Origin of the sequence: Vibrio splendidus (assembly GCF_002873455.1) — a bacterium.
GTDB lineage: Bacteria > Pseudomonadota > Gammaproteobacteria > Enterobacterales > Vibrionaceae > Vibrio > Vibrio splendidus_J.
Map to the genome: position 1 here is coordinate 417,111 of NZ_MCUN01000010.1, position 26,410 is coordinate 443,520.

The window sequence follows — 26,410 nt, forward strand, 5'->3', positions numbered from 1 at the left end:
ATTGCGTATTGAGTCAGGCTGTTCAAAACAAGGAATAAAGATGCTAACGAAACAGAATACAGGTTTGGTGGTTGTGGACGTGCAGGGCAAGCTCGCACGTCTCGTTGATGAGAGCGATACACTGATCTCTAATTGTGGAAAGTTGATTGAGGGTGCACAGGTTTTGGGGTTGCCAATTATTAGTTTGGAACAGAATCCTGAGAAACTAGGTGCTACAGTCGACGAACTTAAGTGCCTATTGAGTGATGCTACGCCGATACCTAAATTCACTTTCAACGCGTGTGATGAACCTAAGTTTGTTGAGGTTGTGCAAGCCAAGGATGTAGATACTTGGTTGGTGTGTGGTATTGAGGCTCATATTTGTGTCTATCAAACCGCAATGGGGTTGTTAGATCTTCGGTACAAGGTTCAGGTAGTTGGTGACTGTGTTAGCTCGCGAACAGCATTGAATAAGAAACTGGCAATCCGTCGATTAGCAGATGCAGGAGTCCAAATAACTGGGTTGGAAATGAGCCTGTACGAACTAGTGAAAGATTGTCGCGCCCCAGAATTCAAACCCATCCTATCCTTGATTCGTTAGTCGCCGAGAGGTTGTCTGTCGCCACCGCCTCGGTAAGAATCGAGCGCAACTTTCAAGCGACGCAGTTTGTCGCGCGATCGGTTTTTGTGATTGACCGCGATTCCCATCGAAAGCACATCCACTAACGCCAACATTGCGTAGCGAGAAGCCGATGGTTTGTAGATGAAGTCGGTTTCCATATGCTTGATTGGCAATAAGATATCTGCAATCTTTGCCAATGGAGTGTCTTGTGGGGTAATCGCAATGATCTTAAGTCCGTACTGCTTAGCCAGCTCTGCCGTTTCAGTGATCACTGGTGTAAAACCTGTCGCTGAGATCATCACCATGACGTCATTGGCATCGGCTGTAGCGGCAACCATTCTCGACATCAAACCATCGTTGTACGACACCACTGGGTAGCCTAAACGGAACAGTCGGTGTTGAAGCTCTTGAGAGGCTATTGTCGAGCCACCACCCATACCTATAGCAATGATCTGCCTTGCGTTGTGCAGCCAGCTGACTGCAGTTTCAACGTCTTGCTCTTTGAACAGGGTGCGGTTGATGTCTAGGCTCTGCTTGATCGATTCGTAGATACCTTGATAGCCCGTTTGGTCAACCGGTTCGAGAATAAAACGTTGGCCGACAGTCAGTGTTTGAGCAAGCTTGATCTTCATATCACGTACGTTGCTGCAGCCGATAGCCTTAGCAAAACGCGTAATGGTGGCTTCACTCACTTGAGCGCCTTCGGCCAGCTCTGTAATGCTGGCATTGGCAGCAAAATCAATGTCGTCCATGATCAACTTGGCGACTTTCTTTTCTGCATCACGAAGAACAGGGAAACGCTCTGTTATCTGTGAAATGATATCTACTTCTAAACTCAAGAATCCTGATCCTTTGTTGATGGGGCTAATCGTATCACTTAGTTTTTAAGAACCTAGCTCTTAAAACTAAGCCTTAGCCCCGTTAGTATATCTTATTGCTTCGCTGATTCTAGCTTATCGAGAATTCGATTTAGAAACAGGTTTCCACCCAGTTTATGACCTGATGGTCGTCATCGCTGATGGCAATGTAGCGCCATTTGTCGAAGGTTAAACACGGATGTGAGGTCGAGAAAGCAATCATGTCGCCCACTTCAATCTCAGAAGAACCGTCGGTTTCCACAAAGGTATGTTGATCCATCACCGCAGTAGAGGTTAAGCCTTTCACTGAGATTGCTTCGCCGTTGCGATAGCCGCGCTCGGCAATCGGTAAACCTGCATCAAAGGCCACATCACGCTTGCCTAGCCCAACCACTAACTTTGTTGGCTCCGGACGAGAGATTACATAAGCCCACACCTCTAGTGCCGATTCTAAATCACCACCCAATTCACACGCGTAGCCTTGGTTTACTTGGGCGCGTTGCAACACCTTGCTTTGTGCGTCTAGGTAAATGCCTGTGTCGTGAATGGCATAGCAGCCCGGGCGGATGATCGCCAAGTAATCGGTTAGGTTCGCCAAACATTCTGCAACCACGTCATACCAAGCCGAGCCTGCACCAGTGATAATAGGTTGCCCTGCAATTAGGCCATCTGATGCCAGGCTTTCGACCGAACTGAGCGCCTGATTTAAGAAGGTACGAATATCTTGTTCTGCGTTGTCACCGTGAATTACACCCTCGTACACCTCAATACCTGCCAGCGAAAGGGCAGGTGTGTCTTGTATGGTTTGAGCCAGTTCTAGAACTTCTTGTGGTGAACGACAACCACAGCGACCGCCCGGTACACCAAATTCGATCAGTACTTTTAGTGTCTGTTTTGTATTAGAGAAATATTGGTTAAATTGCTGCACGTTTACCGAAGAATCCACACAACAGTAAAAGTCGATATCAAACTCACTGATCAGCTGTTCAACGATCGCCATGTTGGTTCTACCCACCAATTGGTTGGCCATGATGATTCGTTTTGCACCCGCCATAGCGGCAACTTCTGCCTGTGCAGGCGTTGCTACTGTAATACCCCAAGCGCCATTTTCTAGCTGTTGGCGGAAAAAAGCAGGTGTCATTGATGTTTTGCCATGTGGCGACAATTTAACCTGATGGTGATCGGCGAATGATTGCATCCAATTCAGGTTATTGGTTAAGGCGGATTGTTTGATAATTGCTACCGGGAGCGAAATATCTTCATCAACCAGTCGGTAAATACCGTTCTCAGATTGTGATATCGCTCTCCCTTTTTGGCCTTTTTCAGTCAAGACAAAACTATTGTTCTGATACTTTATAACATCTTTATGTGCAGGGTTATGTTTCATTGTTGATTCCTAACATGATTTAAGTTGTTGTTATTTAATGTTTAAATATATCTATAATCTAATTTGTGGTAGAAACTATCACACAAATTAAAATATTATGTGTGTTTTGTCACTGAAAATAATCGGCTGGATTCTTAATATAGCTCCATCAACACAGTGGATTGAGAGAGTGAAAAATGTTGTTCGATACGATAATCAAAAATGTAGAGGTGTTTGACGGCACCGGCGAACAATCGTTTTGTGCCGATGTAGCAATCCGAGATGGAAAAATAGCCGAAATTGGTCAAATCGATCACGAAGATTGTGGCCAGTTGGTTGAGGGAGCTGGCTTAGCATTGGCTCCTGGATTTATCGATGTACATACACATGACGATACCAACGTAATTCGTTACCCAGACTGCCTGCCTAAGATCAGCCAAGGTGTTACAACCGTGATTGTTGGCAACTGTGGCATCAGCGCATCACCAACCGTTTTGGCTGGCGATCCACCTGACCCAATGAATCTTTTAGGTGCGCAGGCTGATTTTAAATACCCAACTTTCGCCGCGTATGCACAAGCGGTAGAGCAAGCTCAACCCGCAGTAAACGTCGCTGCGTTAGTTGGCCATACCACATTGCGCAACCAAGTGATGGACGACCTGCAGCGCACTGCAAGCGAAGACGAAATCGCAGCGATGCAAACCAACCTTGATTTGGCGATGGCGCAAGGCGCATTAGGTTTGAGCTCGGGTTTGGCTTACGCCAGCGCGAAACAAGCGAATGCCAACGAAGTGATGCAGTTAGCGAAAGTGCTTTCTAGTCACGGCGGCATCTATACCACGCATATGCGTACCGAATTTGAAGAGATCTTAAGCGCGATGGAAGAGGCGTTTGAGACAGGACAATACGCGAAAGTGCCTGTTGTTATCTCTCACCTTAAATGTGCAGGTGCGGGCAACTGGGGCAGAACCGTTGAAGTTCTTGATTTGATGGACAAGGTTTCTGAGCACCAAGATGTGTCTTGTGACTGTTACCCATACTCAGCGAGCTCTTCGACATTAGATTTGAAACAAGTGACTGACGATTTCGATATCTTCATCACTTGGTCTGAAGCAAAACCAGAACACGCAGGCAAAACGCTGAAGCAGATCGCTGATGAAATGAATCTACCCCTGATGGACGCGGCAAAAGCGCTTCAACCAGCGGGTGCGGTTTACCACTGCATGGATGAGAACGACGTAAAGCGTGTATTGAAATACAAACTGACCATGGTCGGTTCAGACGGTTTACCTAATGATCCGCATCCACACCCAAGATTGTGGGGCACCTTCCCGAAAGTATTGGGTCACTATTGCCGAGACGAAAAACTGTTCTCGTTGCCCGAAGCGATTCACAAGATGACCGGAATGTCGGCTCAGCGTTACAACTTAGCGGGTCGAGGCGAAGTTCGCTGTGGTGCCTTTGCCGATTTAGTTTTATTTGATCCAAAGAATATTAAAGACACAGCAACATTTGAAAATCCTATTTCAGTTGCTGAAGGAATAGAAAGTGTATTTGTAAATGGTGAGTTAACTTACCAGCAAGGAAAAGTAAGAAATAATCGTTCAGGCGTTTTTATTTACCGAAACTAGAGTTTAAATTATTTATTAAATTCAGGTAATTATAAAAACGGCGAATTAATTTAAATATATTGGAATAGAAACTGTTTTATCTATAAAGCTAATGTTATCTATAAACCCAATATTATCTATAAATAAGTGGAGTTAAAAAATGACTATTAAACGTTACGGTGTTGAAGGCGGTACAGGTACAGGCGGACAACATTTACCATTTGCACGTGCTACTGAAGCAGGTGGTTTCCTATACGTTTCTGGCCAGACACCGATGACAGATGGTGAAGTGGTTGAGGGTGGCATTGTTGACCAGTCTCGCCTAGCGATCCAAAACTGTGTCGATATCATGACTGAAGCGGGCTACGGCCTAGAAGACGTAATGCACGTAAAGGTTGTGCTAACGGATTCTCGTTACTTCCAATCTTTTAATAAGGTATTCAAAGAGTTCTTCGGTGCTAACCCTCCGGCTCGTATCTGCATGGTTTGCGACTTAGTTGTAGACGTGAAGGTTGAAGTAGATGTGACTTGCTACCGCGCCGATCGCGGATAGTAATAACCTAATCACAATTACCTACTTAGAGAGTATTAGAGGGTAGTCATCCCTGTTATTATCCTTTAATACTCTCACCCTACATTTATAAAAATTACTTTAATTAAAATATACAAAACAAATAAAGTAATTATATGAAATATAAAATGAATGAATCATAAATAAAGTTCAGGAATGAACTTAATATTTCACTGAGAGGTGTCAAATGAACAGCACACTTTTTCTTACAGGCTTCGGCGTGTACGTATTATTTTTAATTTGGTTAGGCTGGTTTGTCTCGCGTAATCAAAAATCTGGCGAAGATTTCTTATTAGGTGGCCGTGGCCTACCTATGTTTTTAGTACTTGGTACAACGGTCGCGACGATGGTTGGTACGGGTTCAAGTATGGGGGCGGTTGGCTTCGGCTACGCAAATGGCTGGGCAGGTGCTTTGTACGGCATTGGTGGTGCGATAGGCATCCTATTACTTGCACTTTGGTTTGCTCCGGTTCGTAAATTGAACTTCATGACCATGAGTGAAGAACTCGCTTACTATGTTGGTGCTAACCGCATCGTGAAAAACGTTGTAGGTGTACTGATTTTTGTCGCTTCAATTGGTTGGCTGGGCGCACACATTCTAGGTGGCGGCATGTACCTAGCGTGGATTGCAGACATCGATCTCTATCTAGCGAAAATCATTATTGCCGCGGCATTCACTATTTACGTGGTGATCGGTGGTTACACAGCCGTTGTGTGGACCGATACCATTCAAGCTATCATTCTTTTTGCTGGCTTCATCTTGATGGCGGTAATGTCCGTCGATTACATCGGCGGCATGGATAACCTTTACGCTGCCATGGAGCCTGCTGCTACGAGCTTTTTAGCAATCGATAAACTGGGTCTTCTTCCTGCTGTGTCTCTGGCTGTGGTTATTGGTGTGGGTGTACTAGCGACGCCTTCATTCCGTCAGCGTATCTACTCGGGTAAAGACGTATCAACCGTTCGCCGCTCATTTGTTGCATCAGGTGTGTTGTACCTTTTCTTCTCAATCATCCCTGCAATCATTGGTATGGCAGCACATGCCATTGACCCATCATTGGATAATCCGAACTACTCGTTCCCTTATGTTGCTGCAACGGTTCTTCCGGTTGGCGTTGGTATGATTGTTCTTATCGCGGGTCTTTCTGCAACGATGTCGAGCGCAAGTTCAGATGCGATAGCAGGTGTGTCTATCCTACTTCGTGATGTTTACGTGATGTTCACTGGCCGCGTACCAAACAAAGAGTCAATGGTGAACTATTCTCGCTTGGCACTGATTGTGGTGATTGGTTTTGCACTGTTGTTCGCTCTGACGTCAAACGACATCATTGGCTACATCACGAAAATGATTTCAACCGTAATGTCGGGCATGTTTGTGTGCGGTATGTTGGGTCGATTCTGGAAACGTTATAACTGGCAGGGTGCGCTTGCTACGCTAGCGGGTGCATCTGTGGCTTCATTTGTTGTAATGCTAAACGCAGACTACACGGCTTTCTGGGGTAACCCTGTGATTCCTTCTTGTCTAGTGGCTCTAACGGCTGGTGTGCTGGTAAGTCTATGTACTCCGGCTAACCAAGTGACACCAGAAATGGCAAAAGCAATTCTTGATGACGAGCGTGCTCTGATGGAGATGGAAATGTCTGAGACTGGCGTACTTGAAGAAGAAGCGTCACCTCAACGTCCTGCAAATCAAACAAGCTAATCTAAAACTCTCCACAGCTAGTTAGTACAACAAATTCAGTAAAACAAGCTGTGGAGTGGTTCAGATAGCTCAGGCTTTGCTTCTCGGTAGGGCCTTCTTCCCCATTTATCTCTCTATTTTAGGATCGGCTATGCCTGCATCTTCTAACTTCAATATTGCTTTCTTTGGCGAGTGCATGGTCGAAATCAGCGGCTCTCCATTAACCAAAAAATTCGGCGGTGACACGCTCAATACCGCGCTTTACCTTTCTCGCTTAACCCAGCATCGAAACCTCTCTGTTCATTACGCGACGGGCCTTGGTAGCGATGAACTGTCTCAGAACATGATTGATAACTGGCAGTTAGAGGGTATTCAAACCAATTTCGTTGAACGCATCCCAAGCAAGTTGCCCGGCTTGTACATGGTCGAAACCGACGAGACAGGCGAGCGACACTTCCATTACTGGCGCAACGATGCGGCAGTAAAGTTCTACTTCCAAATCGATAACTTAAACAAGCTTGAAATCGCCCTGACAGAGAAACAAGTCGATGCGGTTTACATCAGCGGTATCAGTATCGCGATCTTGGATGACGCCTCTCGTGAGCGCCTATTCAAAGCTATTAGCGTGTTCTCAAACCAAGGCGGCAAGGTGATTTTTGATAACAACTATCGCCCACAGCTTTGGAGCACCGAGCAAGCTAGACATTGGTACGCCAAGTTACTGCCGCTGGTGGACATCGCCTTGATTACCGAAGACGACGACCTGCTTGTATGGGGTAACTCAGAGAGCGTTCAACAACGCTGCCTTCGTTTGGGTTGCCAAGAGATCGTCATCAAAAGTGGCTGCGAGCCATGCAAGATTGTTCAAGTTGAACAGGGCAACTTTGTTGAGAATTATGTCTCAGCGACTCGTGTTTCTAACGTGGTTGATACCTGTGCGGCGGGCGATTCATTCGCCGCAGGTTATTTAGCTGCGCGTCTTACTGGCGAGAGCGCCACCGACGCAGCCGAACTTGGCCACCAACTGGCTTCCATCGTTATTCAATACTCTGGCGCAATCATCCCCGTGAGCGCTATGAGCCAACTGATTAAAAAATAAAATAAAAAGCGGAATTATTATGTCTCAAGAAATTATCAACAAACTTAAGCAATTCAAAGTTATCCCTGTTATCCAAATCAACAAGGTTGAGCACGCGATTCCACTGGCAAAAGTGTTGGTAGAAAACGGCCTACCAGTTGCTGAAGTAACATTCCGTACTGAAGCGGCAGCAGACGCGATTCGTGCGATGCGCGATGCGTATCCAGAGATGTGTATCGGTGCCGGCACAGTATTAACGCCAGCGCAGATCGACCTTGCTAAAGAGTCGGGCAGTGAATTCATCGTAGCTCCGGGCATGAATCCAAACACCGTAAAACGCTGCCAAGAGATCGGTATGCCAATCGTTCCGGGTGTAAACAACCCAAGCCAAGTTGAACAAGCGTTGGAACTTGGCCTTAACTTCTTGAAGTTCTTCCCTGCAGAAGCGTCTGGTGGCATCAACATGGTGAAGTCTCTGCTAGCGCCATACGTTGATGTGTCTTTAATGCCAACGGGCGGTATCGGTAAACACAACGTGAATGACTACCTAGCAGTGGATCGCGTGGTGTGTTGTGGTGGTACTTGGATGGTGTCGCCAAAGATGATCGAGAACGAGCAATGGGACGAGATTGCGGTATTGGTACGAGAAGCGGTCGCTCTTGTTAACGAGTAATAAGTTTTTGAACTAGCGATAACAAGCTTTCGAATTAGAGATAACGAGCAACAGCAGTGGCTGATGGTTCTGTTTTGTGAATCGCCTCCGATAAACAAAACAGAACCATATTTATATAGGAAAACTAATAATGAAAAAAACTATATTATCCCTATTGATTTCAGGTTCAGTAGTGTCCCCAATGGCTTTAGCAATGGCTCCAAATACAGACTTGAATTTAATGCCTTATCCACAAACTGTGGAATTAAAATCAGGCCAAGTGAAAGTAGATGGTAATTTTAAAGTTTATATCAAAGGCTTTAATTCTGATCGCGTTGAATACACGGCGAAACGCTTTATTGATCGCCTTGAACGCCAAACGGGTGTACCGATTCTAAATTGGCAGGTGGATAGTGAAGACCAAGCGAACCTGATCATCGATATCGACGCAGCGCCAAAGTCTGAAGTACAGAACATCGACTCTGTAGAGTCCTACAAAATTACCACTCAGGGTGAACAAATCACGCTGAGCTCTCCAAGCCCATACGGCACAATTCACGGCATCGAAACCCTTTTACAGCTCGTTGAAACTACGGCGACTGGCTACCATATTCCTGCTGTAACAATTGTAGATGAGCCCCGTTTCCGCTGGCGCGGTGTCTCTTACGATACTTCACGTCACTTCATTGAATTCGATGTGTTGATTCGTCAATTAGATGCGATGGCGTCGGCGAAGATGAACGTGTTCCATTGGCACTTCTGGGACGATCAAGGCATTCGAATTCAAACCGAATCATGGCCGCGTCTGTGGTCTGAAACCGCTGATGGTAATTACTACACCAAAGACCAAGTTCGTTACCTAGTTGAATACGCGCGTAACCTTGGTATTCGTGTGATTCCAGAGGTGTCTCTTCCGGGGCACTCTTCTGCGGTTGCTCACGCTTACCCGCGTTTGATGTCGGGCGGTGAAGGGCAAAACTACGAGCAAGAAAGAGGCTGGGGCGTGTTTGAACCTCTCATGGATCCACTGAACCCAGAAGTCTATGAGATGCTAGGTGACGTGTTTGACGAAGTGACCGAGCTGTTCCCTGATGAGTACTTTCATATCGGTGGCGATGAGCCGAACTATGCGCAATGGAAAAACAGCGAAAAGCACCAACAGTTCATTGAAGAGAACAATATCGATGGCGAACGTGGTCTGCAGTCTTACCTCAATGTAAAAGTTGAGAAGATGCTCGAAGAGCGCGGTAAGAAAATGACTGGTTGGGATGAAATTTGGCATAAAGATCTGCCGACTTCCATCGTGATTCAAAGCTGGCAAGGGCACGACAGCATTGGTCGTGCTGCGAAAGAGGGCTACCCAGGTATTCTTTCTACGGGTTACTACCTAGACCAGCCTCAGCCAACTAGCTACCACTATCGCAATGACCCAATGCCAAGTGGCATCACAGTTGACGATAAGCTGCACAGCGGCGAAAAATTCGTGACGTATCAATGGCAGAAGCCTCGTTCAAAAGGCGGCCCACGTAAGGGAACACTAACTATTATTGAAGCTAAGGATGGCACTTTCCGCGCATTCAGTGATTACAACGGCAAGTCTCGCGAAGAGATCTTCATCCTTGATTATGTGCCGGGTAAAACCTTTGTTGGTCATTTCGATAACTTCATGTCGTACACTGAGTTCAACCTAAACCTGAATCCAAAGGGTTTTGCCGAAGGCAGTTACCAATTGGTCGGCAATGTACGTTGGCCAACCACAGGTGAAGTGATTGCGAGCAGTGATGTTGAAGGCAGCGTGATTCCTGAACCAAATGGTGGTTACCCAGCGGAATTAACAGATAAAGAAAAAGAGTTGATCCTAGGTGGCGAAATCACCATGTGGCTAGAGAACAAAGACAGTCTCACGGTTGAAAACTACCTATGGCCACGCAGCTATGCGATTGCAGAGCGCTTCTGGTCTGATGCGGAATTGACGGACGAACGCAGCATGTACAAGCGCATGAAAGCGATGGATACATGGTCTGAAGTGTCGGTTGGACTTCGTCATCATGCGGATGCTGACATGTTGTTGAAGCGTATTGCAAAAGGCCAAGATATCCACGACCTACGCGTGCTTGCGAAATACACTGAACCAGCACAGTACTACGCGCGTAACTGGGAGAAGTGGAATTCTACTGAACTTAAGGGCACTTTATACAGCCAATACGAGCGTCTAAACCGCTTCGTTGATGCGCTGCCAGTGGAAAGCTACGCTGTGTATGAGATGCAAGATTTGGTCAACGAAGTCGCGACGGGTAATCAACAAGCGCTTGAGCAACTTGCAGAGCATTATCATCAAGCAAAAGCGGCTGCACTCGCTGCTAAAACTGTCTTCGCAGGTAATGTGTCTTCGGTAGATACTGTGATTGTCGCAGAGAAAACGGCGGAAGTAGCAGACTTGGCGTTAACCTTGATTGCTAAAACACAAGCGGGTGAAAAAGTTAGAGCATCAGATACGAAGGCCTACCAAGCGATACTGTCTGAATCAGCGAAAATCTATGATGAATCGATCATCGCGATTGTTCGTCCGACAGAGCTCTTGTTGAAGCAGTTAGCTGAGTAAGCCGTTAACGTATTAGCGAATAAGTCACACGCAACAAATGAATCAAACCGCCCTCTGTGGGCGGTTTTTTTGTTTTAGCGTCTCTATAAACGTGGTGGCTAAGCTTTATGTAAGCAATTACTCACTATCACTATTTTGTAGCGTTAACGTGAATGTCATGCCTTGGTCTGGGTTGTTTTTTGCTATCAAGGTACCTTGCATATCTCGCACGTTGTTTGCTGTGATGGCCAAGCCGAGACCCAAACCTTCGCCCATCTTTTTGTTGGTATGAAACGGCTCAAAAATAGTTTCGAGTTGGTCTTCTGACACGCCACAGCCATTATCTTGTACCTTGATGATTACGCGTTGTTGATCGGTGTGTGCGCTGATAATGATGGTCGCGAGTGTTTGATTCTGCGTAGCGTCCACAGCATTTCTAAGTAAGTTGCCAAGCACTTGGCGAAGTCGTGCTTCTTCTCCCATCACCATCGAAATATTAGAGGCGACACGCACGCGAATATCGACGTTGTCTAATTCGGCTTGGTGAATGCGTAGGGTTTCTTGCAGTGCTTCGGTGAGTGAGACTGGATAGGGCTTCTCAAGCCTTTTAAAGGCGAACGACTTCAGTTGACTGGTCATGTTGGCCATTCGGTCAATGAGGCTCATCACGAGATCCATGTTCGCTTTCAACATCTTGGTCTCACCCCTTTCCATCAGTAATTGATTACTTGAAAGTAGGGTTTTTAGGCCAGTAAGCGGTTGATTGAGTTCATGAGTGATCGCACTCGACATACGTCCTAATGCGGCAAGCTTGCTCGATTCCACCAGTTCTTGCTGCGCATCTTTGAGATCTTGTGTTCGCTCTTCTACCCGTAGTTGCAGCGTTTTATTGGCGTTTTGCACCGCAATTTCGGCTTTCTTACGCTTGCTGATATCGATCACCGTACACAGGTAGTAAGTCGTGGCATGCCAAGGAAAGGCACTGATAGAAAACAACACAGGAAAGTAGCTGCCATCGCTGCGCCTTGCCATGGTTTCGACGCTGGTTATCTCAGCCAACTCTTGGTGTTGTTCTAAGTTCTTGAGTAACTGCAATGTGGTTGAATTCGGGTTGCCCGCCTCAAATAACTGCCACGCCTTGATGTTATTGATCATCGAATCGGATAAGGAAAAGTAGTTTTTCGCCATCAGATTAATATCGTGGATGTGACCATGTTTATCGATCAGTATTAACCCAACGTGTGTCTTGTTGATCATCCCAGACAATCGTTTTTCAGACTCTTCGATAAGCTTTTGGATTCGCAGGTTACTGCGTTTTTTCTGGCGTCTTTGATAAAGAATTACCAACAGTAACAGAATGAAAAGACAGCCAACCGCGACGCTCCAACTTATCCAGTTAGTGGTCTGGTTGAGGTTGGTTAACGGCGTTAGGTAGGTCAAACGCCAATTGAGGTCGTCCAACTTTATCGACTGAATAAGGTAATCTTTATTTTCTAGTCTCCATACTCGAATGTGGGTTTGATCGTACAGTTCGCGCTTTGTGGTGAGCGGTTGTGAAGTGAAATTTTCATTGAACCAATCGGCACTCAATCGGTGATCACTGGAAAGAAAGAACTGGTCACGAGGGTTTTGGAACAGTATTGCTTCACCATCGGCAAACCATTGATCGATCAGCAGCGATAAATCGATTTGTACCGCAACAATCCCAACTACATCGGATGCTCGGTAAATGGGCGCTGCAATAAAGTAGTCGGGTGTGACGCCTTTATTTTTGGTGACCACTGAAATCGCACCACCTTGCTGGTGGATCTTAGACACAATTGTGTCGGCGTTCTTCTTGCTCAACTTACTTCTTTCAACGCTAGAAACCAGCAAATCGCCCTTCCCAGAAAGCAGGTGCCAGCCCTTAGTGTTGGCGGCTTTGTCTAACTGAATCAGCTGCTTTTTAATGTGCTTTTCGAGGCGAGTTTCACCATCGATAAAACGGACACTGGTTTCATCGTTAGTCACGAGGTAGGGCAAATAATAAAAACGTTTCAGAGTGCGCCTTGCTTCAGCAATGTACCCAAGAAAGCGTTGTTCTGCATAGCGCTGGGCTTGCTCAAGCTTCCATTGGCTTATCCCGCTTTTGGTGGTGACCTGAACCAAACCAATTAATAAACAGGCACATAGGAACAACCAATACCGATTGTTATTCATCATTGCTGATTAAATCCTTTTAAAATTAGTGACTTGCCCTTTTAAACTCATGGCTTGAGAAAGCTATCTGTTTGCTTTTTAAGCGAGTGGCGAATGAGATAAGTTGAAGCTAACAAACATCATAAAACTGTTAAAGGAGTGTTATCTAAAGTGGGAGCTAGCTCCTTTTCGTCTGCGGATTTTTTACATACCGTGGACGACATTATTCAGATGTAAGTGGCGGAGCCAAACTATGCAGCGTATAGCTTTGATTGAAGATGATGCAATTGTGCGTCAAGCAACTAGCCAATGGTTACAATTAGCGGGCTTCGATGTCACCGCATTTGAGATTGGCCAAGATGCATTAAACGCAGTAGAGCGGGGTGATTTTCATACCATCATCACTGATGTGCGCTTACCTGATATAGATGGGCTTGAGCTGTTAGGGCGTTTTAAAAATGTTGTGCCAGACGTGCCAGTTATCTTGATCACCGGCCACGGTGATGTCGATATGGCGGTGAAAGCGTTACAGCAAGGGGCGTATGATTTTATTGAAAAACCATTCGACCCAGAACGTCTATCTCAGACAGTGTTGGAAGCGGTCGATAAATATCAAAGTGGTCAAGACAGAAACAGTCGTCAAAATTATCTGGATAACCTGAAAGGCATTGAACAAGTTCTGATTGGCCGCAGTAAAGTGATGTGTGATCTGCGAGAGCAAATACAAAAGGTTGCCTCGATTGATACCAATGTGATCATTTATGGCGAAACGGGTTGTGGTAAAGAACTCGTTGCCTCTTGTTTGCATGAATTTAGCCTGCGTAAAAGTCACCCTTTTGTGCCGCTGAACTGTGGTGCAATCCCAGAAAACCTGTTTGAAAGTGAGTTGTTTGGACACGAAGCCGGGGCGTTTACTGGAGCGGCCAAACGACGTATTGGTAAGCTTGAATTTGCTGATAAGGGCACCGTGTTTCTGGATGAAATAGAGAGCATGCCGCTATCGATGCAAGTCAAAGTGCTACGCACCTTGCAAGATAATGTTGTTGAACGCGTGGGTGGTAATCAGCAACAACATGTTGATTTGCGGGTGGTCTCTGCTTCGAAAAGTGATCTATTGAATCATCCTGAATTTCGCCAAGATCTTTTCTATCGTTTGAACGTTGCCCAACTGCATTTACCTCCCCTCAGTGAGCGAGAAGAAGATGCTCTTATTCTTTTCGAACATTTTACCCAAGAAGCCAATACCGAAACGCGGGTTGCTAGTGAGGCTGATCGTTATGCCTTGTTGTCGTATGCGTGGCCGGGCAATGTGCGTGAACTACGTAATATTGCGATTCGTTTTGCATTGGATGAAAGCCTGACGGTTGGAGATATCTTGGCGTGTCGTCCCAATTCTGTCACAGAACCCACAACGGCAGGTATCCCATTGGCGGTTCAGGTGCAGAGCTTTGAAAGGAAAGTCATTCATGATGCCTTAGTTCGTTATCAGGGGCGTATTAATGACGTGATGCAAGACTTAGATTTACCCCGTCGAACATTGAACCAAAAAATGGTGCGCTATGCGTTGAACCGAAGTGACTATGTTGACGCTCAATGAGCGGTTTGACCGTTGTGTTTATTGGATATTGATGAGCAATAAATGGCTCATTGTGTATTTATCACTTCATAAACATTGATCACATAAATGTAACATGGTGTGACTTAGCCACCTTTATCCGGGGGCTAATTGCGGCATTGGATAAGCAAAAAATAGCTTATTCATTCGTAGCCAAATAAGCAAAAAATGGCTTACTTTTGGTGGGTTTTAAAATAAATTTCAATAAAAACAGATTCTTATGAATTGGCATTGTGCTTGCTTTCTAGTCATTGTTGTTAACAAAAATATAACGTGAATAATTCTACATGGAGAGTAACAATGAAATATAACAAGCTAGTTAAAACTTTAGCGATCGCAATGGCCTCTATGGGCCTTATCAGCAACGCCTCTGCGCAAGAAGACCGCAGCTACATTCTAGCGACGGCCTCAACGGGTGGGACTTACTATCCTGTGGGGGTTGCTCTAGCGACATTGAGTAAAGTTAAGCTTGCGCCTAAGCAGCACTTTTCTTTGGCGGCTATTAGCTCTGCGGGCTCAGGTGAGAACGTAAAGTTGTTGAACGAGAACGAAGCACAGTTTGCCATTTTACAAGGTTTGTATGGTGCGTGGGCGTGGCAAGGGCTTGGTCCATATGAAAAGTCAGGTCAACAAACTCAGCTTCGCTCGGTGTCCATGTTATGGCAAAACGTAGAACACTTCATTGTGCGCTCTGACTTAGCGACAACAGGTACGGTGAGCGATTTAGAGAACCTAAACGGTAAGAAATTCTCTATCGGTAAGAAAAACTCAGGTACTGAAAATTCAGGTCGTCAGATCATGCAAGGCCTGTCGGTAGACCCAGAACAGTTTAAACTCGCCTTTATGGGTTACGGCGGCAGTGCGAGTGCATTACAAAATGGCACCATTGATGGCATGAACACACCCGCTGGCGTGCCTGTTGGCGCGGTGACCCAAGCCTTTGCAGCACTGGGTGAAGATATTCAAATCTTGTCGTTTACCGACGCGCAGATCAAACAAGCCAACGGTGATTACAATATTTGGACAAAATATGAGATCCCAGCAAACACTTACCCAGGTGTTGATAAGCCGATCACCACCATCGCCCAGCCTAACTTCCTAGCGGTTCGTGAAGACATCTCTGAAGAAGATGTGTACCAACTAACCAAAGCTATCTATGAAAACCTACCTTTCCTACAAGGTATTCATAAAGCAACCAAAGCAATGGCACTTGAGAAAGGGATCGCAGGTCTTCCTGTTCCGCTTCACCCAGGTGCTGCTCGTTACTATAAAGAAGCGGGCATCGAAATCCCCTCTGAGTTGATTGTCGACTAACCCTTTGTCTTTGATTAGCCATTTATCTTTAACTCGCTATTGGGCGTGAACTGAACATTCACGTTAATTAATTGCTTGGTGCGTTTTCATCTGTTTCGGCTATTTTTTCTGATTTGACCGTTTCCGATTCGTTTGATTATTTGAAGTGAAAACGCACCACCTTACTTTATGGATTTTCTCTGCGCGTTTGGCTGTGGAGAGCAGGAGTTTTCTATGAGCGATTCGCTGCAGCAGGAACTGAAAAAATTTGAATTACCGACCCGGACGGATTTCCCGTGGGTGGGTAAAGCGATAACAACAATGGGCGTGATTCTCTCTTTATTACACATTTGGTTTAACACACTATCCACTTTGCCGGAACTTTGGGTTTCGGCGACCCACTTCGCTGGTTTCGCAATCATTTGTGCACTTTGGTATCCCGCCCACATTTCACTTAAAAAAAGCAAAATAGCATTAGCGATCGATATTGGGATTGCCTTGGCTGCTTTAGCTTGCCTTATCTACATTCCCTTTGCCGAAGATGCGTTGTATGACCGAGGCGTAAAATTTATCGCCAGTGATTGGTTTTTCTCTATCTTGGCGATTGCCATCGTCATTGAGCTGATTAGACGCACTATGGGCTGGTTCATTCCAGTGCTTATCTTAGTGTGTTTAAGTTATGTCGTGCTTTGGGGACAATGGACCAGCGGTATCTTTCATTTTCCGGGTTTAAGCCTTGAAACACTGCTTTATAGAAGCTTTTACTCATCAGAAGGGATGTTCGGTTCGATTTCAAGAATCAGTTGGACCTTCGTGTTCATGTTTATCCTATTTGGTGCATTCTTAGTGCGTTCGGGTGTCGGTGATTTCATTATTGATGTGTCTCGCGCAGCGGCGGGTAAAGTGATTGGTGGCCCTGGCTTCATCGCGGTAATTGGCTCTGGTTTAATGGGCTCTGTCTCCGGATCGAGCGTAGCAAATACCGTATCGACGGGCGTAATCAGTATTCCTTTGATGCAAAAGGCGGGCTTCCCTTCGCGTTTCGCCGCGGGTGTTGAAGCGGCTGCGTCTACTGGCGGGCAGCTGATGCCACCTGTGATGGGTGCAGGTGCGTTTATCATGGCGTCTTACACGCAAATTCCTTATGTCGATATTATTGCGGTTTCCTTTGTTCCTGCGCTTATCTACTTTTTGTCTGTGGCCTTTTTCGTGCGTATTGAAGCGAAGCGCAGTGGTGTACAAAAGGTGACGTCTGGCTGTGAACCTTTGTTGAAGGTATTGCTGTCGGGTTGGCACAACCTGATCCCACTGGCCGTGTTGGTGACCTTGTTGGTGAAGGGGTTTACACCAACTTACGCAGCGGGTATTTCGATTATCTCTGTGGTGGTCGCATCGTGGTTTTCTAAAAATCATAAAATGGGACCAAAAGCGGTCATTGAAGCACTTTCTCAAGGTGCAAAAAACATGGCGACCACGGCTGTGTTATTAGTTGGTATTGGTCTAGTTGTTAATGTCATTAGCACTACGGGAATTGGTAACACCTTCTCTTTGATGATCAACAGCTGGGCGAATGGCGAGTTACTGGTGATGATTGCGTTGATCGCGTTGGCGTCTTTGATTCTTGGTATGGGCTTACCAGTGACGGCGGCTTATATCGTGTTGGGTACATTGTCTGCTCCTGCCTTGTATAAATTGATTGCTGAAAGCCAGTTGCTCGACTTGTTGGTGTCAGGTCAGCTTCCTGAACAAGCTAAAGCCATCTTCATGTTGGCTGCGCCAGATAAGCTTGATTTATTGAATGCACCGATGGCGCTGGAAACGGCGAAAGAGATGATTGCTCTGGTTCCCGCTGATTTTGTGGAAACTCTGCTTGAGCAAAGTCTTGGCTTAGAAGCGATCAGCCTTGCATTGCTTTCGGCTCACTTAATTATTTTCTGGTTGTCGCAAGATAGCAACGTGACACCGCCAGTTTGTTTAACCGCGTTTGCGGCAGCGACTATCGCTAAAACACCACCAATGAGAACGGGCTTAATGGCATGGAAGATAGCCAAAGGCTTATACCTAGTGCCGTTGTTGATTGCTTACACTAACTTGGTGAGTTGGGATGTGACCTCCGTTTTAGTCACGGGTGGCTTTGCTATTATTGGTACTTACGCGTTTATCGCGGCGATTGAGGGTTATCTAGAGAGCGAAATTAATGTCATTACTCGAGTAGTGTTGGTAGCAATAGGGGCAGCTTTAGTATGGCCTGATGTTTCAGTCGTGATCCGCTTGGTATGTGTCGCTATTTTTGTTGGCATCTTCATCTACAGCGGTCGTAAATACGATGCTAATCAAGTGAAAAAGGAATCAGAAAGTGAGGAACAAAAGTTACCTCAAACCGGGTCTAACACTGTCGCGTCCTCCCTATAATTAAAGGATTGAATGTAGGAATATTATGAACTCAACATACGACTATATTATTGTTGGTGGTGGCATTGTTGGTGTATCGACCGCATGGCAGCTACAACAAGCTCGCCCTGATAAAAGTATCCTTTTAGTCGAAAAGGAGCGTGGCTTTGCGCAGCACCAAACGGGGCATAACAGTGGTGTGATTCATGCTGGCGTTTATTACGCTCCGGGCAGTTTAAAGGCGGATTTCTGTAAGCGTGGCGTAGAACGCACCATCACCTTTTGTAGTCAGCACGATATCCCTGTCGAAAACTGTGGCAAGCTGTTGGTCGCGACCAATGAGCAGGAAGTGGAGCGCATGAACGCGCTCTATCAACGTTGTCATGATAACGACATTGATGTCGATCTCTTGGATCAAGCGCAACTGAAACTTGCGGAGCCAAATATCACCGGTTTGGGTGCGATTTATGTCAAAACCACTAGCATCGTCGACTACAAAAAAGTCACCGAAGTGATGGCTCAAGAGTTTGTTGAGGCGGGTGGCAAGCTAAGCCTCGGCACAGAAGTGATCATGGCTGATGAACTAGAAGGCGAGGTGCAGCTAACGTGTAAGGTCGATGGTCAGACTCTTCAACTGAATAGCCGATTCTTAATCACATGTTCAGGCCTGATGGCCGATAGAATGACCAGTATGTTAGGCATTGAAACCGACTTCCAAATTGTTCCTTATCGCGGTGAGTATTATCAGCTGGACGCCAAGCATAACCAAGTGGTGAATCATCTTATCTATCCGATCCCTGACCCAGAACTGCCTTTCTTGGGCGTGCATTTAACACGTATGATTGATGGCTCGGTAACGGTAGGGCCAAACGCAGTTCAAGGTTGGAAGCGAGAAGGTTATGGCAAGCTCAACTTTAGTTTTAAGGACACTTGGCAGATGCTGAGCTTTGCGGGCTTTTGGAAAGTGACTGCGAATAACCTGAAAACCGGTTTGATCGAGCTTAAGAACTCGTGGTGGAAGCCGGGGTACCTAAAGTTAGTGAACAAATACTGCCCAAGTATTACAGTGTCTGACTTCAAACCTTACCCAGCAGGCATTCGTGCTCAAGCGGTGCTCAAAGATGGCACTTTGGTTCATGATTTTCTGTTTGCTGAAAGCCCAAGAAGTTTGCATGTGTGTAACGCGCCATCGCCAGCAGCGACTTCGGCAATGCCGATTGGTGAGTATATTTGTGGCAAGGTGATGAAAAAAACGTCTTAACTGTTAATTGAACTAATGGCTTGTTTGTTCGAACAGGGCTTTTCATAGCAAGTGAAGAACGTAGACAATAAAAATCCGCAAGCCCCATTCTATTTAAGATCGTGGATTTGCGGGTTTTTAATTTTAGCCGTGTCTACTCGGTTTAACTGTTAGTCAATTAACTAGTCTTACAGCCAATCAGGGACAAAATTAGCGACGATAGTGACATCGTTAAAGTTGCGATAACCGCGCACCATGATGTTGAATTCCCCTGCAGGCATGTCTAACACACACTGTTCGTTGCTGCTGTTCTGGTATGGACGGCAATCGTAGCTCGCTTTCGATACGGTGCCGTTGTGTTTCACGTATAGGTCGGCATCGCCACTACGAGGGCCTGTTAATGCTACCGTTAACTGACCTGCACTTTCCGTCGTAAATGTGAAGAATTGCTCTTCGCCATATCCTGCCGTAAGTCCGTCAACAGGGACGTCGTTTTGCAGCTCTTTAGGGCCTGCAGCCGGTGAATCAAGGCTGGTTTCTACAAGGTAAGCAATCGCCAACTTAGCGAACTTGGTCGCGTGTGTTGCGGTTGGATCGGAATTCTCAAGCGTGTCGTGCTGTGTATGAATACTTGGGTTGTAGTCGTTGAACATACTCTCGAATGGCATGGCGGCTGGGTAGCCGACATTGTGCCAAGAGGCGTGGTCAGAACAGGCATAGCCACAATCATCGAAACCGTAACTGATCTCATTAGCGTAAGTGTCGATCAGCTCGCTTAAGTAGGCGGTTAAGTTACTGTCGGTATAGTCCGTGATGAAGGTAATATCGTGCGCCGAACCGTTGTAGTTGGTCATGTCTAATTGCAGTACCGATACAACGTTTGCTTGCTCATCTCTTAAAGCGTTGGCGACATCTTGTGAGCCGCGTAGCCCTACTTCTTCTGCAGCATAGCCATAGAACTTAATGGTTTTATCGGGCTGAATGCCACTGGCGATCATCAGGCGAAGCGACTCTGTTACCGTTGCAATACCAGACGCATCATCATCGGCTCCCGGTGAGATGGTGCCTTCGCTTGTCCAAGATCCAACGGTCGAATCAAGGTGTCCACCAACCACGACGATCTCTTCAGGATATTTAGCGCCAAGCAGTGTCACTTCAACGGATTTTTGTGGATATTCGGCATGCGTGATCTGGCGTGCAGATGCGTACGATACATCTTTAATCTCGGTTTCCCAACGTTCTAAAAGCCAATCTGAAGCAGCGACACCAGTAGAAGTAGTATAAAAACGGTTGGTGAAGTTGGTTAGATTTTCAATGGTTGTGACCATGTTGTTCGGCTCGACCTGAGATAGCAGATCGTTCACTGTGTCTTGATGGCTGATCACCGGTTTTTCGAAGGTGTTCATTGTCAGTGGCATCGCTGCGGCTTTGAGTGCGCTTGCTTTGTCTTCGTGCACCATGTAGCCACCACAGCGGTGGGTTTCTTCATGCATGTGGCTGGATAGTTTCGCCAGCTCTTTCTGGTTGATTTTAGCGACGATGGAGTGCTTGTTTCCAGTCACGCTTGGATAAACCGTTGCGCCATGTTGAGTCATTATATGCTGTGCGTCAGCATCGGTGGTAATCCAGACTTCTTCGTTCGCTGGTGGTGTGATGCCTAGGGATGCGTAAGCCGAAGTACTGTTGATTAAGGCTAAAGAGCCTCCGAGTACAGCCAAAGCTAGCATGCTTTTTTGAATAGCCATTTGTCGTCCTTTTTATGGTGAGTATTGTTATGTTGATGGGGGGGATTTTTGTGCAATACGTGGATGTTTTTGTGTAGATGTTTCATTTTCTGAACAGATAACCGCGAAAAGGGCCCCTTTCGGAGCCCTGAATTTACTATCGATTATTGTGTTTTAATGAAACGGTAGTGCTTGGTTTCTGAACAGATATCGCTTGAGGTACACACTTGGTACTCAACATCTACTGTGCCGTTGTGACGGAACTTGTCGACGTATGAGTTAAAGTCTGTAGCCCCCACATTCTTGCCATTACGCTTAATCACGAAGTAGTCATTGGTGTCGTAATCCCATGCCAGCTTAACGCGAGCTTTGCCGTTCGGGTTTTTGTTACCAAACTTCAGTTTTAATGGGAAGCCTTCCGCTGAGTCACCTTCAATCGTAATCGACTTGCTTGTTGATGTTGCAACGCCTGCATCGTCTGTCACGGTTAGAGTAACCACGTAGTCGCCAGCTTCAGTGTAGGTATAACGAGTTACTTCACCGGTTTGTGTGTTGCCATCGCCTAAGTTCCATTGGTAAGAGACGATCTGGCCATCGCTGTCTGAACTTGTGCTGCGCAGTTCGACTTCTTTACCGACAATGGTGTGCTCGAAAGAAGAGACTGGCGGTACGTTAGCGTTGCCTGATTCGTATGATGCTTTTAGGTTTGCACCTGCGTAATCTGAGTAACCCAGAATGTTCACCGTGTAACGACCAGCTGTTGGGTTATCAATCACACACACTTCATCGGTTACGCTTTCACTCTTACAGATATTCTCTTGAGAGCTTGGCGCATAATCTAGACCGACATACATATCCGGATCACCAGTAGAGACAGCAAGATCAATCGTTAGCTTGTCTTGGCCTTCTGGTACTTCGATATCGAAGTAAGTTTTTGAGCCAGTTTCACCAGTAACTGCGGATTCAACACCGTTTTCAAGGCGTTGATATTCCGGTTCTGGCGGCAGTGGTGGCTCTGCACATGGGGTAACACCTACAAGAGCGAACGCAGAAACAACGTCATCGGCATTGTAGCCAAGGTCGTTTGCTGAGTTTTTCACGCCACAAGCACCCTGCCAGAAGTCACTGTTTTCCGACCAGTAGATTTGGTTAGATAGCACGAAAAGCTCGAACGCTTTTTTGGTATCCCAGCCTTGTGTGGTTGCAAGGTGGTAGAAGGCCTTGTTGAAGACACCAGAGCTGTAGTGCACGTTTAAGCCATCGTAATACTCAGATGCGTTGTTGATTGAAGAACCATCGCGTGATGGATCGTCCATGTAACGCAGAGCCCCGTCGCCTTTAAAGATATTACGGCCGACCATCCAGTCGTTGGTGCCTTTCATGTAATATTCTGCCGCTTCACCTGCCATATCAGAGAAAGCTTCGTTCATACCACCGGATTGGTTTGCGTAAACCAAACCTGAGTTTTGTTCTGTAAAACCGTGGCTCACTTCATGCGCTGACACATCTAGGCTAACAAGTGGATAGAAGAAGCTTTCACCATCGCCAAAGGTCATTGCCTTGCCGTCCCAAAATGCATTCTCGTAGTTGTTACCGTAGTGAACACGCATCATGAGTTTGAAAGAGAGTGGCGCAGTGTCGAACCAGTTCTTGTACATGTCGAACACGATGTTGCCGAAGTAGTGTGCATCGTTGAGTGGAGAGAAGGCTCCGTTGACTTCTTTGTACTCGTTACGAGGACATTCATAGCTATAAGTGGTGTCGCCGTCTGTCGCGCCATTTAGGTCAACGGTAACGACATTTTCAGACTCCATCACACACTCTGTGCCATTTTCTACCACATCAAGGTAGTGGTAGTCGGTGCCGTATTCGTACATGCCTGTTTTTTCGTTGCCACCGGGGCCTGTACCGATCTGTGCGTGAGCAATACCTTCCCAACGGTCGATAACTTCGCCGGTGTGCGCGTCTAGCATGGTGAATGGTCGAGTTGGCTGTTCGCTACCCTCGACAAGGTAAGAGACAACGTAGACTAGGCGTGTTTTGTCATGTCCTTGTTTTCCGGAGCCCTGATAAATAAACAGTTCATGCTGGATGTTGTCTAAAGATTTGCTGGTTAAGCCCTGAACTTTGAGATCTTTACTTGCAAGCTCAACCGCTTGAGAGCTGTTGATCGATGGCTTAACAAAAGATCGCTCTAGGGTCGTCGTTTTAAGGTAGTTGCCTTGAACAGACTTAAGTGCGCCACCTTGTACACTTTGGGTGGCATTTAGGTAATGCCCCCATACTGGCGTTCCCCAGATGTTCTGTTGGATCTTAACTTTATAGATACCACGCTTTTTGAGGTTAACTTCCTTTACCATCTTAAAGCTAGAGGCGTTACTGACACCTAACTGAGTGTTCAACCCAGAAAAGCTAGTAAAGTTGATCGGTTGATCGATGTTAACGGATTCACTTGCATGTACTGATAAAGACATAGCACTGGCTATAGCAACGGCAACTAAACGCTTATTCATTTTCATTGTTATTTTCTCTTTCCATGTAAAATCCATGAAAACGTAACAAAATTTTCACAACGAATTTACATCATTCGATCTGATTAATTAGTAGCATGGCAATGGTCTCTTTTATTCATGAAACTTATATCTTGCGCATTTACAGCTAGTAATCATTTCTGTTTATTTTTGAACCAATTCACCTTTTTTATTTATAAAATAGTGACACTTTTGTTAAGTTTTAATTTTTCAAGAGAATTAAGTTTTGTGTGTAAATTGAACTGTGCCGCAATTTACGTACGATGAGCTGATAGAAGGATCAACGATTTGGAGGATTCAGTTTGAGCAAAAGACTATTAAGCGAGTTTAAAGGCAATTTTGATAAGAAATTGACGATTTGTGGGCTTATTTTCTGAATTGTTAGTTACAAGAGAGCTAGCCATATGGGGCTTTATTTGACACAGAGCACAAAATAAGCGGTATGAAAAAGCCAGCGACGGACGTCACTGGCTTAGGTTATTTCAGTTTGTGCGACTAGCGTTTAAAGGTACGCAAGCTTTAGCAAATTATTTCTTTTTATCGAGTTATTGCTTTCTAACGAGCTATTTTTTTAACGAATTACTTCTTTTTACCGCCAACTTGTACGTAGTCGATACCAATAATACGGTTGATGATACCTAGAACAGAGCTGGTATCAGAGTTTGTTGAGCGAATTGTCTCAACCGTAGCACCTTCTGGCACTAGTTCCATTGCACGATCTTGAGTGTTACCAGGAACTTGGAATCCTACAATGTTGAAGCTCTCAGCGTGGGCTGTGTAAACTTCTTCATTGTGACTAATACCAGAACAACCTGCTAGAGAGACAATGCCTAAAACAACTAATAACTTTTTCATAAAAACACCTTAAGAAATATTGGAATTCAGATAGTAAGCCTATGACTTTAACTGCTGAGAAAGCGGGGTTAACCAGTAACCGTGGTGCTTTGCTATTAATAAGCAGTGCTGTAATGACAAGCCATAAGCGACAGTGTCATGTTTACCTAGACTTAATAAGTTCATAGGGAGACTGCATCTCCCGACCGATGTTGAACATTATTCCAGAGGTGTTTTGTAGTTACTGTATGGGTTTGTCAGATGAATCGTTACATAGCTGAATTATTACATAGCTGAATGGTAATGGTGAATACCGCACCCTTTAAGGTTTGGCTCTGACCAACCTCCACGGTAGCGTCGTGTTGAGCACAGATCTTCTCGACGATAGAAAGCCCTAGACCATGACCGCTCTTGGTTTTGTTACGAGCTTTGTCACCAACATAAAAGGGTTCAAACAGACGAGCTTGATGCTCTTGAGCCACACCATCACCATCGTCATGTACTGCAATTTGTAGTTGTTCTTGATGCACGGTTGCTTCAATCAACACTTGAGAGCGTGCGAATTTCATCGCGTTACGGACCAGGTTATCTAGTGCGCGGTTGAGCAGCGTTTCATCCGCCAGTATCGAGCTAGGTTGCTCTGGCAGTGATAGATCGATGTTGAGCTGAGTGTCTTTATTCCAACGCGTTATTGCGTGGTTGAGAAAGCCTTGTATCTCTAATGGTTTTTGTAAGTTTTCTAGGTCAGTACTATCGAGTTTGGCGTAATACAATAGTTCATCGACCATCTTTTCCATCTCTTCCGTATCTTCGACAATGCTTTCTATAGTGTCTTGCTGGGATTCGTTGAGTGGGGTGTCTTTGAGCATTTCAGCTTGCCACTGAATACGAAATATTGGCGTGCGCAGTTCATGAGCTACCGCATTGGTGAGTGAACGATTACTTTCAATTAAACGGTGAATTCGGTCGGCCATTAAGTTGAAGGATTTGTTCAGTGAACCAATTGCGATGCCGCTTGAAGTTTCGGCTCGCGCGGAGAGATCGCCTTCGGCAAAGCGTAGAGTTGCAGATTCAAGCTTTTTAACTCGGCGGAATATAATTATCAGATGGCATAAGCCGTACAAGATAAAGCTCGCTAGGAAGAACAACCAAATGAGGTCATCCTCCAACTCTATCTTTTGCCTAACGAACGCTTCACTGTTGGGTAGATAATGATAGGTATTGTCACTGCTTGCTAAGCGAAACCAAAGGTCACGTTCATCATCGTGAAAGATAAAGGTATTTGGGTTAGTACTGAAGAACTTTGAAACTGGGCCTGGTATTTCATCTTCTGGGCTGAACATAACCAGTTTATTTCGTGTGGTTTCTACAAACTGATTTATCGCTTGCTGAGCAGCTTCAAGTCCCTGATTCTCTGCGATGTTTTCTATGAGCTGCTGGTGGGCTGTCGCTTCGTAATCTTCTAGCACATACTCGTAGTCAGTATTGAGCTGATAGACACTGATCTCGTAGGCCACAAGGCCGGTCACAAAGCAAACTAACAGCCCTAACAAAGACTCCAAATAGATACGTCGCATAATAGCTCTCTTTTATTACGCTCGTATTGA

The 26,410-nt window shown here is 45.6% G+C and carries 19 protein-coding genes; 11 read left to right on the plus strand and 8 right to left on the minus strand.

Annotated elements, in window-relative coordinates:
• The first annotated feature begins 40 nt into the window (after positions 1–40).
• Positions 41–580 (plus strand): hydrolase, encoded by a 540-nt coding sequence (locus tag BCU75_RS10895; protein ID WP_102473847.1) that lies wholly within the window; start codon positions 41–43, stop codon positions 578–580.
• Here the strand turns inward: BCU75_RS10895 and BCU75_RS10900 are convergent.
• Both BCU75_RS10900 and BCU75_RS10905 read right to left on the minus strand, forming a co-directional pair.
• Entirely contained in the window at positions 577–1,440 is an 864-nt protein-coding gene (locus BCU75_RS10900; protein WP_017082877.1) for a MurR/RpiR family transcriptional regulator, read from the minus strand. The two genes, BCU75_RS10895 and BCU75_RS10900, sit on opposite strands and share 4 nt — an antisense overlap.
• Before the next feature lie 130 nt (positions 1,441–1,570).
• Positions 1,571–2,845 (minus strand): amino acid deaminase, encoded by a 1,275-nt coding sequence (locus BCU75_RS10905; protein WP_102473848.1) that lies wholly within the window; start codon positions 2,843–2,845, stop codon positions 1,571–1,573.
• A gap of 176 nt (positions 2,846–3,021) precedes the next feature.
• On the opposite strand from BCU75_RS10905, the gene BCU75_RS10910 reads away from it, so the two are divergent.
• The 6 genes from BCU75_RS10910 to BCU75_RS10935 all read left to right on the plus strand — a co-directional run bounded on the left by BCU75_RS10910 (position 3,022) and on the right by BCU75_RS10935 (position 11,018).
• Positions 3,022–4,455: an N-acyl-D-amino-acid deacylase family protein gene (locus BCU75_RS10910; RefSeq protein ID WP_017089369.1), complete on the plus strand. Its 1,434-nt coding sequence runs from the start codon at positions 3,022–3,024 to the stop codon at positions 4,453–4,455.
• Positions 4,456–4,594: 139 nt separating this feature from the next.
• On the plus strand, positions 4,595–4,987 hold the full coding sequence (locus BCU75_RS10915) for a RidA family protein (RefSeq protein WP_004732497.1): 393 nt from the start codon (positions 4,595–4,597) through the stop codon (positions 4,985–4,987).
• A 205-nt stretch (positions 4,988–5,192) separates the two neighbouring features.
• Positions 5,193–6,707, plus strand: coding sequence for a sodium:solute symporter family protein (locus tag BCU75_RS10920; RefSeq protein WP_102473849.1), 1,515 nt, complete (start codon positions 5,193–5,195; stop codon positions 6,705–6,707).
• 130 nt (positions 6,708–6,837) lie between these two features.
• Entirely contained in the window at positions 6,838–7,785 is a 948-nt protein-coding gene (locus BCU75_RS10925) for a sugar kinase (protein WP_102473850.1), read from the plus strand.
• 19 nt (positions 7,786–7,804) lie between these two features.
• A complete protein-coding gene (locus BCU75_RS10930; protein WP_102473851.1) occupies positions 7,805–8,437 on the plus strand; it encodes a bifunctional 4-hydroxy-2-oxoglutarate aldolase/2-dehydro-3-deoxy-phosphogluconate aldolase in 633 nt (210 codons plus the stop codon).
• A gap of 130 nt (positions 8,438–8,567) precedes the next feature.
• Positions 8,568–11,018, plus strand: a complete 2,451-nt coding sequence (locus BCU75_RS10935) for a family 20 glycosylhydrolase (protein WP_102473852.1) — start codon at positions 8,568–8,570, stop codon at positions 11,016–11,018.
• A 117-nt stretch (positions 11,019–11,135) separates the two neighbouring features.
• On the opposite strand, the gene BCU75_RS10940 is transcribed toward BCU75_RS10935, so the two are convergent.
• Positions 11,136–13,199, minus strand: coding sequence for a sensor histidine kinase (locus BCU75_RS10940; protein ID WP_102473853.1), 2,064 nt, complete (start codon positions 13,197–13,199; stop codon positions 11,136–11,138).
• Positions 13,200–13,428: 229 nt separating this feature from the next.
• On the opposite strand from BCU75_RS10940, the gene BCU75_RS10945 reads away from it, so the two are divergent.
• From BCU75_RS10945 to lhgO, 4 genes are all read left to right on the plus strand, one after another.
• On the plus strand, positions 13,429–14,772 hold the full coding sequence (locus BCU75_RS10945) for a sigma-54-dependent transcriptional regulator (RefSeq protein ID WP_102473854.1): 1,344 nt from the start codon (positions 13,429–13,431) through the stop codon (positions 14,770–14,772).
• 318 nt (positions 14,773–15,090) lie between these two features.
• Positions 15,091–16,104 carry a TAXI family TRAP transporter solute-binding subunit gene (locus BCU75_RS10950; protein ID WP_076679301.1) on the plus strand — a complete coding sequence of 338 codons (1,014 nt, stop codon included), beginning with the start codon at positions 15,091–15,093 and terminating at the stop codon, positions 16,102–16,104.
• Between the two features lie 213 nt (positions 16,105–16,317).
• Entirely contained in the window at positions 16,318–18,495 is a 2,178-nt protein-coding gene (locus tag BCU75_RS10955) for a TRAP transporter permease (protein ID WP_102473855.1), read from the plus strand.
• A 25-nt stretch (positions 18,496–18,520) separates the two neighbouring features.
• Positions 18,521–19,735, plus strand: coding sequence for an L-2-hydroxyglutarate oxidase (gene lhgO / locus BCU75_RS10960; protein ID WP_102473856.1), 1,215 nt, complete (start codon positions 18,521–18,523; stop codon positions 19,733–19,735).
• A gap of 167 nt (positions 19,736–19,902) precedes the next feature.
• Here the strand turns inward: lhgO and BCU75_RS10965 are convergent, their stop codons facing one another.
• From BCU75_RS10965 to BCU75_RS10980, 5 genes are all read right to left on the minus strand, one after another.
• The gene (locus BCU75_RS10965) at positions 19,903–21,459 is read right to left on the minus strand and encodes a M28 family metallopeptidase (protein ID WP_102473857.1); all 1,557 of its coding nucleotides are present in this window, start codon (positions 21,457–21,459) and stop codon (positions 19,903–19,905) included.
• 143 nt (positions 21,460–21,602) lie between these two features.
• A complete protein-coding gene (locus BCU75_RS10970; RefSeq protein WP_102473858.1) occupies positions 21,603–23,957 on the minus strand; it encodes a M4 family metallopeptidase in 2,355 nt (784 codons plus the stop codon).
• Positions 23,958–24,548: 591 nt separating this feature from the next.
• Entirely contained in the window at positions 24,549–24,824 is a 276-nt protein-coding gene (locus tag BCU75_RS10975; RefSeq protein ID WP_102473859.1) for a hypothetical protein, read from the minus strand.
• Between the two features lie 39 nt (positions 24,825–24,863).
• The gene (locus tag BCU75_RS24695) at positions 24,864–24,989 is read right to left on the minus strand and encodes a hypothetical protein (protein WP_277868909.1); all 126 of its coding nucleotides are present in this window, start codon (positions 24,987–24,989) and stop codon (positions 24,864–24,866) included.
• A gap of 83 nt (positions 24,990–25,072) precedes the next feature.
• Complete coding sequence (locus BCU75_RS10980) at positions 25,073–26,380, minus strand: sensor histidine kinase (protein ID WP_102473860.1); 1,308 nt, start codon at positions 26,378–26,380, stop codon at positions 25,073–25,075.
• Between the last annotated feature and the right edge of the window lie 30 nt (positions 26,381–26,410).